Genomic DNA, 1,820 nt, shown 5'->3' with positions numbered 1-1,820 from the left:
CGCTCCCACAGGGGACACAGGGGATTGAAGACATGCTGCAAGTCGACAAGCTGCACCAGTACTACGGCGGTAGCCACATCCTGCGGGGCCTGTCGTTCGACGTGAAGGTCGGCGAGGTAACGTGCCTGCTGGGCCGCAACGGCGTGGGCAAGACCACCCTGCTCAAATGCCTGATGGGCCTGCTGCCGGCCAAGGAAGGCGTGGTGAGTTGGGAAGGCAAGGCCATCACCAGCTTCAAGCCGCACCAGCGGGTACATGCCGGCATCGCCTATGTGCCCCAGGGTCGGGAAATTTTCGCTCGGCTGACGGTGGAAGAAAACCTGCTGATGGGTCTGTCGCGTTTTCCCGGCTCCGAAGCCAAGGAAGTACCGGCCTTCATCTACGAACTGTTCCCGGTGCTGCTGCAAATGAAGCAACGCCGCGGCGGTGATCTGTCCGGCGGCCAGCAACAGCAGCTCGCGATTGGCCGGGCCCTGGCCAGTCGGCCGCGGCTGCTGATTCTCGACGAGCCCACCGAAGGCATCCAGCCGTCGGTGATCAAGGAGATTGGCGCGGTGATCAGGAAACTCGCGGCCCGGGGCGACATGGCGATCTTGCTGGTGGAGCAGTTCTACGACTTCGCCGCCGAGCTGGCCGATCAGTACCTGGTGATGTCCCGGGGCGAAATTGTCCAGCAGGGTCGCGGCGAAAATATGGAGGCAGAGGGTGTGCGCGGGCTGGTAACGATCTAGGCTTTGTACGAAAAGTGCCTGCGCGACGATCATGCTGCGTTGAAAACAGGCTCGGAATGCTCATTGACAACCAGTCAACTCCGCTTCCTCGCCTGTTTTCGCCTTGCCTGATCGCCGCTCGGCGACTTTTCGTTCAAACCCTAGTCTTGGCCTTCCGACGATAATCAGAAAATCATGAATCTACCTGTATCGCCATCCGCCCTGTTTACCCCCAGCTGGCACGCCGAGCTGGACTTGGGCTATGCCCGATTCGGCGACTGCACGCGTCCGGTCCAGCGACGCCACAGAGGTCCACTGCGGGTGCAGAAACACCTGTACGCCGAAGGTCCCGAGGTCTGCCAGCACATCATCGTCCACCCGCCCGGCGGGATTGCCGGCGGTGATCGACTGGACATCTCGGCCCACGTCGGCCCCGATGCCTGGGCGCAACTGACCAGCCCCGGCGCGGCCAAGTGGTATCGCGCGGCCGGCCCGGCGTACCAGCAACTGAAACTGAGCGTGGCTGGCGGTGCGACCCTGGAATGGCTGCCTCAGGAAACCATCGTCTTCAGCGCGGCCCAGGCCGAACTCAGCACCTGCATCGATCTGCAGGGCGACGCCCGGCTGTACTACTGGGACATGGTTGCCCTCGGCCGACCGGCCAGCGGCGAGCGATTCGATCTCGGCCACTTTCAATCGCGGCTGGACATCCGCCGCGACGGCCAGTTGCTGTGGCATGAGCGCCAGCGCATTGTCGGCGGTGACGGCTTGCTCGATTCCCCCATCGGCCTGGGCGGCGACCCGGTGTTTGCGACGTTGCTGGTGACCGGCGAGATCAACAGCGAGCTGCTGGAGCGCTGCCGTTCCCTGGGCCATGCCGTGCGTGGCGACCTGACCCAGTTGCCCGGCCTGGTCGTCGCCCGCTGCCTGGCGAGCGAGGCATTACTGGCGCGCGGGTGGTTGATTGAGTTATGGCGCTTGCTCAGGCCCGCGCTGCTCGGACGAGAAGCCGTGCCACCGAGAATCTGGAGCACCTGAATCTGTCTCCCCTGTGGGAGCGAGCCTGCTCGCGAAAGCAATGGAACATTCAACATGATTACTGACTGACAC

2 protein-coding genes are annotated in these 1,820 nt (G+C 63.5%); both read left to right on the top strand.

Translation table 11 applies throughout. The features are described from left to right. Positions 1-32: 32 nt before the first annotated feature. Positions 33-731: an urea ABC transporter ATP-binding subunit UrtE gene (urtE, locus tag ACE04F_RS28660; RefSeq protein WP_486111164.1), complete on the top strand. Its 699-nt coding sequence runs from the start codon at positions 33-35 to the stop codon at positions 729-731. A gap of 174 nt (positions 732-905) precedes the next feature. Continuing rightward, positions 906-1,748, top strand: a complete 843-nt coding sequence (locus tag ACE04F_RS28655) for an urease accessory protein UreD (protein WP_486111037.1) — start codon at positions 906-908, stop codon at positions 1,746-1,748. The last annotated feature ends 72 nt before the right edge of the window (positions 1,749-1,820 follow it).

The sequence above is a fragment of the Pseudomonas sp. AGC41 genome (assembly GCF_057334555.1).
The sequence above is the reverse complement of the archived record's forward strand: the minus strand, read 5'-3'. Positions and strand labels throughout refer to the sequence as shown.